At 51.0% G+C, this 6,707-nt stretch carries 12 protein-coding genes; 9 read left to right on the plus strand and 3 right to left on the minus strand.

All coding sequences use genetic code 11. The features are described from left to right. Positions 1 to 143: 143 nt before the first annotated feature. The 3 genes from GVI59_RS10150 to GVI59_RS10160 all read left to right on the plus strand — a co-directional run bounded on the left by GVI59_RS10150 (position 144) and on the right by GVI59_RS10160 (position 2,273). Positions 144 to 1,352: a tyrosine-type recombinase/integrase gene (locus tag GVI59_RS10150; RefSeq protein WP_173574152.1), complete on the plus strand. Its 1,209-nt coding sequence runs from the start codon at positions 144 to 146 to the stop codon at positions 1,350 to 1,352. 232 nt (positions 1,353 to 1,584) lie between these two features. Then, positions 1,585 to 1,956: a type II toxin-antitoxin system RelE/ParE family toxin gene (locus GVI59_RS10155; RefSeq protein WP_173574185.1), complete on the plus strand. Its 372-nt coding sequence runs from the start codon at positions 1,585 to 1,587 to the stop codon at positions 1,954 to 1,956. Next, positions 1,953 to 2,273, plus strand: a complete 321-nt coding sequence (locus GVI59_RS10160; protein WP_173574153.1) for an XRE family transcriptional regulator — start codon at positions 1,953 to 1,955, stop codon at positions 2,271 to 2,273. The genes GVI59_RS10155 and GVI59_RS10160 overlap by 4 nt, the downstream gene beginning before the upstream one ends. A 167-nt stretch (positions 2,274 to 2,440) precedes the next feature. Here the strand turns inward: GVI59_RS10160 and GVI59_RS10165 are convergent, their stop codons facing one another. From GVI59_RS10165 to GVI59_RS19380, 3 genes are all read right to left on the minus strand, one after another. Then, on the minus strand, positions 2,441 to 2,644 hold the full coding sequence (locus GVI59_RS10165; protein ID WP_173574154.1) for a hypothetical protein: 204 nt from the start codon (positions 2,642 to 2,644) through the stop codon (positions 2,441 to 2,443). Between the two features lie 246 nt (positions 2,645 to 2,890). Further along, on the minus strand, positions 2,891 to 3,184 hold the full coding sequence (locus GVI59_RS10170; RefSeq protein ID WP_173574155.1) for a hypothetical protein: 294 nt from the start codon (positions 3,182 to 3,184) through the stop codon (positions 2,891 to 2,893). A 212-nt stretch (positions 3,185 to 3,396) separates the two neighbouring features. Further along, a complete protein-coding gene (locus GVI59_RS19380) occupies positions 3,397 to 3,891 on the minus strand; it encodes a hypothetical protein (RefSeq protein WP_173574156.1) in 495 nt (164 codons plus the stop codon). A gap of 190 nt (positions 3,892 to 4,081) precedes the next feature. On the opposite strand from GVI59_RS19380, the gene GVI59_RS10180 reads away from it, so the two are divergent. The 6 genes from GVI59_RS10180 to GVI59_RS10205 all read left to right on the plus strand — a co-directional run. Continuing rightward, entirely contained in the window at positions 4,082 to 4,252 is a 171-nt protein-coding gene (locus tag GVI59_RS10180; RefSeq protein WP_173574157.1) for a hypothetical protein, read from the plus strand. An 8-nt stretch (positions 4,253 to 4,260) separates the two neighbouring features. After that, on the plus strand, positions 4,261 to 4,554 hold the full coding sequence (locus GVI59_RS10185) for a hypothetical protein (protein ID WP_206752368.1): 294 nt from the start codon (positions 4,261 to 4,263) through the stop codon (positions 4,552 to 4,554). After that, positions 4,551 to 4,949, plus strand: coding sequence for a hypothetical protein (locus GVI59_RS10190; RefSeq protein ID WP_173574159.1), 399 nt, complete (start codon positions 4,551 to 4,553; stop codon positions 4,947 to 4,949). The genes GVI59_RS10185 and GVI59_RS10190 overlap by 4 nt, the downstream gene beginning before the upstream one ends. A gap of 243 nt (positions 4,950 to 5,192) precedes the next feature. After that, a complete protein-coding gene (locus GVI59_RS10195) occupies positions 5,193 to 5,873 on the plus strand; it encodes a hypothetical protein (RefSeq protein WP_173574160.1) in 681 nt (226 codons plus the stop codon). Positions 5,874 to 5,965: 92 nt separating this feature from the next. Beyond that, a complete protein-coding gene (locus GVI59_RS10200) occupies positions 5,966 to 6,160 on the plus strand; it encodes a helix-turn-helix transcriptional regulator (RefSeq protein ID WP_173574161.1) in 195 nt (64 codons plus the stop codon). Positions 6,161 to 6,376: 216 nt separating this feature from the next. Next, the coding region (locus GVI59_RS10205; RefSeq protein ID WP_173574162.1) for a hypothetical protein at positions 6,377 to 6,707 on the plus strand (331 nt) is incomplete at its 3' end.

A 6,707-nucleotide genomic window follows, 5' to 3' on the forward strand; every position in this document is an offset into this window, starting at 1 on the left:
ACCCGCATCTCAGTAAGTCTCTGTGGGCATCAGGAATCGTTATAAAATACAGTAAGTTGCGATATACCTTATCTCTGTACTTCTCACGACGACTCTGCTAAACGCATGTTTTAAGAGGGGCATTATGAGGGGCAGATAAGGTTATGAGTCGGCTTGCACCAAACCGTTTAACAGCCAGACAGATTGCAGCCCATAAAGAGGGTGATCTGTGTGACGGCGGGAACCTCTGGCTGGTCGTTCGTGGCGCATCCCGGATCTGGACCTTCCGCTATAAAAGCCCCGTTACCGACAAACGCAGGGAGATGAGTCTCGGGTCTGGCTATGACATATCTCTAGCCGAGGCCCGTATGCTCGCATCGGACGCACGACGCCAGCTTAACCAGAAGGTTGACCCGCTGGAGCAGCGTCGGAGTGAAGACGCTGTCAGAAGGCGAGAGGCGGGCATCCCATTCCGTGATGTGGCTGAGCGATACATCTCCGACCAAGCGGCTGGCTGGCGTGTTCCACTGCGTCCGAAGAACTGGCGTCGGTCATTGGAACTGCATGCCTATGACCTGATCGGTGATAAGCCGGTCGCCAAGATCGAGACTGACGACATCCTTTCCATTCTTCGCCCGATCTGGGTGGAGAAGACGGAAACCGCGGACAAGCTTCGTGGCCGGATGGAGCGCATTCTCGACTATGCTCGCACCCATGGCTGGCGGGTAGGCGAGAACCCGGCGCGCTGGAAAGGCCACATTTCCGCGATTCTCCCCAAACCCTCGAATGTTTCCAAGGTGGAGCACCACAAGGCCATCGATCGCAAAGACATTGGCCGCGTAATGGCTGCACTGACTGAATCTCAGGGCGTGGCAGCGAAGGCTGTACGCTTCACCTGCCTGACTGCGGCCCGCTCTGGCGAGGTCCGCAACGCCACATGGTCAGAGATCGACCTGAAAGCGCGTGTGTGGACGATTCCAGCGCACCGGATGAAGAAGATGGGGAAGGAACACCGCGTCCCGCTGTCAGAAGGCGCTGTGGCCATCCTGCAGGAAATCATGCCTCTACGCGATGAGCGTGCCGGCGATCTGGTGTTCCCCGGCCAGAAGCGGGGTAGGCCGCTATCAGACGTAGCTCTGTCCAAGGCGCTGCACATTGCGGCCGGCACGAAGGACGTCACCGTGCATGGCCTGCGATCCACATTTCGTGACTGGGCTGCCGAAGAGACAGACTACCCAAGCGAAGTGGCTGAGATGGCGCTGGCGCACGCCATCAGCAACAAGGTAGAGGCCGCTTATCGTCGTGGAGATCTGTTCGAGAAGCGGCGAGAGATGATGAAGGAGTGGTGGATAATGTGTTTAGAGACGTGTTGAGATTAAGAGCTTCAAACCATACGAAGAATTTATTGCGGCGATATTCTGGAAGAAATTTTCACAAATTCTTTATTAAGATTTTTTTGGGATCACTTTAATTTTAACCTTGATATGCGCGTGGAACATGTCTCGTCCGGAGAAGCAAGGAAAATAGCAATTTACATCTATGCACCTCGCGAGGTACATAAAATTATCAATTGCGGGATAGGTGAGCAGATTGCATCACGCCTGTATGAAGATGCCAAAGCGAATCGAAGCTGTTTTTTATCGCTCAGTTTCTGGGCGTGAGCCAGTCAAGGACTATTTGAGATCAATCGATCCCAGAGAAGACCGGCGGAAAATCAACGCTGATATTCGCACAGTAGAATACGGATGGCCGATTGGCATGCCAACCTGTCGTCCATTAAGTGGAGGTATATGCGAAGTACGCACAAACCTTACTAATAGAATATCTAGGGTGCTGTTTTATATAGACTCTAGAGAAAAGATGGTTTTGTTATCTGGGTTTATAAAAAAAACAGAAACCACCCCAGATACTGAAATTGAACTCGCTTTAAAGCGACAAAGTGCGCACGAAAAAGCGCTAAAAGGGGAAAAGTCATGACGGAACGAGAAGTTGCATCTGTAGCAAATGAGAGCAGCTTTGAGGACTTCCTGATTGAGGATGGAAGCCTTGATGATGTCGATGCAATTGCTCTTAAAAGAGTTATTGCTTGGCAGTTGGCTGATAAAATGCGGGCCGATGGAATGACAAAAACCGCAATGGCACATAGTATGTCGACTAGTCGCACACAGGTTGACCGTTTACTAGATCCAGAAAATACAAAAGTTCAGCTTGATACTGTTCAGCGTGCCGCTAAGGCACTTAGCTTACGGATGTCACTGCGCTTTGATCCAATAGAAGAAGACGCTTGTCTATAAAAAGTTCTCGAACGAAAAATTAGCGGCCCCGCTTCGGCGGGGTTTTTTTGTGTGCGCAAAATCCTCAACGCGCAAGCATCAGCTTCAGCTTCAGCGCTTCCTCAGCCTAACCCCAGCGCCCCCGCCACCTTTCTCCGCGATCCACCTCATCGCAGCCAAAGAAATAGCTAATCAAGTTCCGCGTTGGGCAGCATTCTTCCAACAAAATCGAACAGATCGCTAGGCAGATCAGTGTAGGTTATCCGCTTGTCTGATCCGCTGCCGTTGCGTTTCACATACCCAGGCAAACCCTGATCAGCTTGCCATTTGCACCAAGCGTCAACCACTTGTTCAAGATCTTTAGCCTGGTCGATCGAAACAGAAACCTTCACGGCGCATCCTCCTTCCTCAGCCTCACACCGGCGCACCCCCATTCTCGGCGATGGACTCGACGCTCGCAACCTCGGCCCCTGCGTCCCGAACACAGTGCCTTCCTGTTCGCACCTGTGACCCCCGCCGTGTGAAGGCGATGCTCTACGGCATGGGAGAGCGATTTCACCCCTCGATAGATCTTTTGCGCACTGCGTAGAACTATGATCGAGCGCGTGCACACTGTGCACACGTCTCACACGTCGCCCTCAAGCACCGGCCTTCGGTTTACAAAACCGCTGCACTATCACTGTGCACGCTGTGACAAGGCGGCACCCCCCTATATCAGCCAGCAGGGCAGCCTCACTTGGATAGCAGCCTTCCAGATCATATTCGTCGAATACCGACTCGCCGACGGCGTAGGGTGGCCCCTTGAACCAGGACGGATCCAACTGGGGTTCAAGCTGAATGGCTATGATGGTGCGGCGCCCCACGTCTGTGCAGCGCCATTCACCGGAAGCTGTCCAGAATGACGCGCCCTCACGGAACTCTTCGTGCTTCATCAAATTTTCCGGGCGACCCGGCATGCAGATGAGTGATGCGTTTTCAGTATCACGCCTTGCTGGAGGTTAATAGCGCCGCGTCGCAGGGCCACCCGCACCAACGGTGCAATGGTGTATGAAGGGCCGCCTTCAGATAGGTAGCCGCTTGGGTGGCAGATGGGTGGCAAGGTGGTAGTCGGATGGGTAGGTGATGGGTTCCCGTAAAAGAGCGCTTAGACTCTGAACCCGATATCCTCTTTTTTAATTCCTATTGCCTCAAAATTTTTATCAACGAGCGAATTTACACGTTGTATATCATCGTTATCTTCCATATTTGCCGATATCTCTTGAACAGGCAGACTTGATCCGCTTTTTGTGTGTATTTCTATTGTGTATATTCGTTTTGAAAAAGGTTTTTCCCCTTCATATTTAGCGCGAGTTTCAATCCATTCGATTTCAGACGGATCAATGTAAATAGAAAAGAATTTCACGAGCATTTTACCCTCCAAATTTTCTAATATTCCCTGCGCTAAAACACCGCTTTTCCTCAGTCTAACCCCAGCACCACCATCGTTCTCGGAGATGAACTCGATGCCTGCGGATTCTAGGGCAGCACGGATGGCGGCTAGGGTGCGCGGATAAGGGGTGCGTGCTTCTCTTTCGAAATCAGCAATCGTCTTTTTTGTCACTTTTGATGCAGATTCAAGCTCTCCCTGTGACCAATTCATAAGGGCACGGGCGGCTCGGCATTGGGCAGACGATAATTTCACTACAAACCTTACATCAAAAATGTTGACTTCATTTTCATGGTTAGGTTACAGCAAAAGTGCGGTGTTTAACAAGCACTGCATAACGGCCGAATTAGGAGCGTAGGACCTCCAAATCCGGCCTAACCACAACCGAACCGGAGTTTCGGCAATGGCTAAGAACGCCCATAGCACACCTACGCCCATGCAGGCAGCAGACTCACGCGCCAGCATTCTGACGGCGCTCATCGTCCCTTTCTTGATCGTGCTGTCCATAGTTGGACTGGGATCGTCTGATCCTGTCACGACCGGCCATGCTTATGCAGTGGAGGCCGTACGATGAGTGCAGTCATGACAGCCGAACGTCCGGTTAAAGCAAAGGCACGTGGAGAGCACCCTCAGACTTTCAGCAAAGCAGATAACCAAGTTGAGAAGATGCTCCTGCTTCGAGAGGCTATCAAACGTCTTGACGATGCCACGCATGCAGCCACCTGCGACCTGTATGCACTCGCCACGGTTCTGGGCGGTTTCCTTGGAGCGTCCGAGCCGCCGCCGCTGGAACAGTTGCGCGATTGGGTGAAGCGGATCGCCAATAATCTGGACGAAGCGAACCTGGCGCTTCCAAGAGATGGAGGTGTGGAATGAGCGAGACAGTTTCGCGTCGGGGCGGCGCAAAAAGGTCTGGGGACATTCCTCCGCAGCATGAAGAACAGCTTGCTGCCGCCAGAGCGCGCACCCAAGAGAAAATAGCCATTCATGAAGCGGCAAAAGAAGCTGAAATTCTTCGTATAAGATACCAAGGAGAGCAACGGCATCGGAACGTCAAACTCTTCAAATCACAAGCGGAAATAATTTCAGGGGGAACCGCGTCTGCCTTCTGTGTCATCAAATGCCTTATGCGTGACGCTGTTCAGAGAGGTCAGATCGACGAAAACGCCCTCGTTGTCGAATTGATCGATTGGGCAGTTTCCCAAGGCTTGGATAGTCTCAGTTGGTTTGATGAACGCATTGAGCTGTTTACGCCAGAGGCTGACCTGTAATGGGACGCCCCCGTAAACAATGGGAAGCCAATGAGATCGACTTGCTTGTGCGTATGCGACGAGCAGGGAAGACATGGCGGGAGATCGGCCTAGCGCTTGGCAAGCCGCATATCACTTGCTCACGATATTGGACTGAGGTGCTGGAGGTGGTGCCTGGTTCGGGCGAAACATCAGGATATGGCAGTAGAGTATCGCCACATCCCTACCCATGAAAATAAAAATGCATAGTGGAGATGTAGAGTTGTGAGTCTACGAGATATTGCAGAAAATCCTCTTTTCCTTTGGGGAGAATTGTATCGAGCGCTCGAAAAGCAAGCGGTACAGAAAGATGGAACATTAGCTATTCAGGGCGAAGCGACAATTCCTTCAAATGTGGCTAATTACTTACTCTTGGCATCCTTCAATATGCGGAACGTAAGTTGGGGACAGGAGCCGGTTACCACAGTTCCTGTCCCTGGATGGAAAAAATCCAGAGAGCAAATTTTTTCCGAAATTGAAGAAGAGAGTGAAAAAGAAAGAAAATCTTTCTTAGAAAACGCCCCAAAAGACATATCGGAATTTTTAACTTATATGAGGTCAGAAAAAGCACGCAAAAAAGATAAGAAAACGACAAAAAAAGATATGCGTTCTTTTGATGCCAGAGAGGCAAGAAATTTTGTTTTGAAAGCACTTTTACTTTCTAAGGGCCGTGGTCATGGACCTCTTTCTGATTTTTCTAGAATACAAAAATTGAACCATATTTCTATATTTCTCTCTGCAGCTGATAGTTTTGGTCATTCTCGTAAAGAAATTATTCCACGCATAAAAGAATGGGCAGGCGTCGATGACGAACGAGCAAACGATCTTTTGGATGACGCGATAGATTTATTTGCTCCACATCTTTCTCCAAAACTGAAGAGATCGCAGACGAAGGCACGGGAATAAGTTGTGCGAACTTATTCCTTTGAGGCTTTTTATGAATATCGGCCATTGTCCTCTCAGCGCTTCAAGACGCACAAAAGTCCTCAGGAGACAGCATGAACAAAGATGAGAAAGGCCGCCGCTTCTACCGCCGGGAAGATATCTGGCGTGAGACGGGATTGAGCCGTGCGACTGTGGACCGGCTTTTGGCTGCAGGAACGCTCAAGAAGGTAAAGGTGGGGAGTAACACACTGATCCCGGCAGAAAGCTATGAGCAGTGGATTGCGTCTCTGAATCAGAATGCTTCCTGAAAACAGAAACGCCGCCTGCGATTAGACAGGACGGCGATCTGAAAATCAGTATCACGAGGCATCCAACACCCTTCTGATAACGAATTTCAGGTCGGTCTGTCCATAGAAAAATCGTAGTGCGTGCCATGGAGTACGCAAAATGAACCCTGAAAAACGGGAACGGTCGAACTTTGCCGAAATTCTGGCAAAGGTGCCTTTGCAAAGGGGAGGCATCGCATGACTGACCCTCTATTTACTGGCCAGTTGAATGGTCGTGCCATCCGCTTCTTCCGCGCACCCAACGGTGTGGTTGCTCTGCCATGGCATTCCTGCGCCGATCTGGTGTCGGCTGCTGCGTTGCCAGAGGACGGGCAGGAGCTCTTTCTCAATATGACCGCAACCGGTCCATGGCAGGATGATGTCCGTAATATCGAGACGGCCGCAGGACGTGTTCTGATCGCTCCGCACTTTGTCGCGCAGGGCGCTATTGGAGCGTTCAGGCAATTCGGCTTCGTACGCGACGACTTTGAGGACGCCTACTGCATGGCGCTTCAGGGTGCATGTGATG

Source organism: Acetobacter sicerae, from assembly GCF_011516765.1.
Lineage (GTDB): Bacteria > Pseudomonadota > Alphaproteobacteria > Acetobacterales > Acetobacteraceae > Acetobacter > Acetobacter sicerae.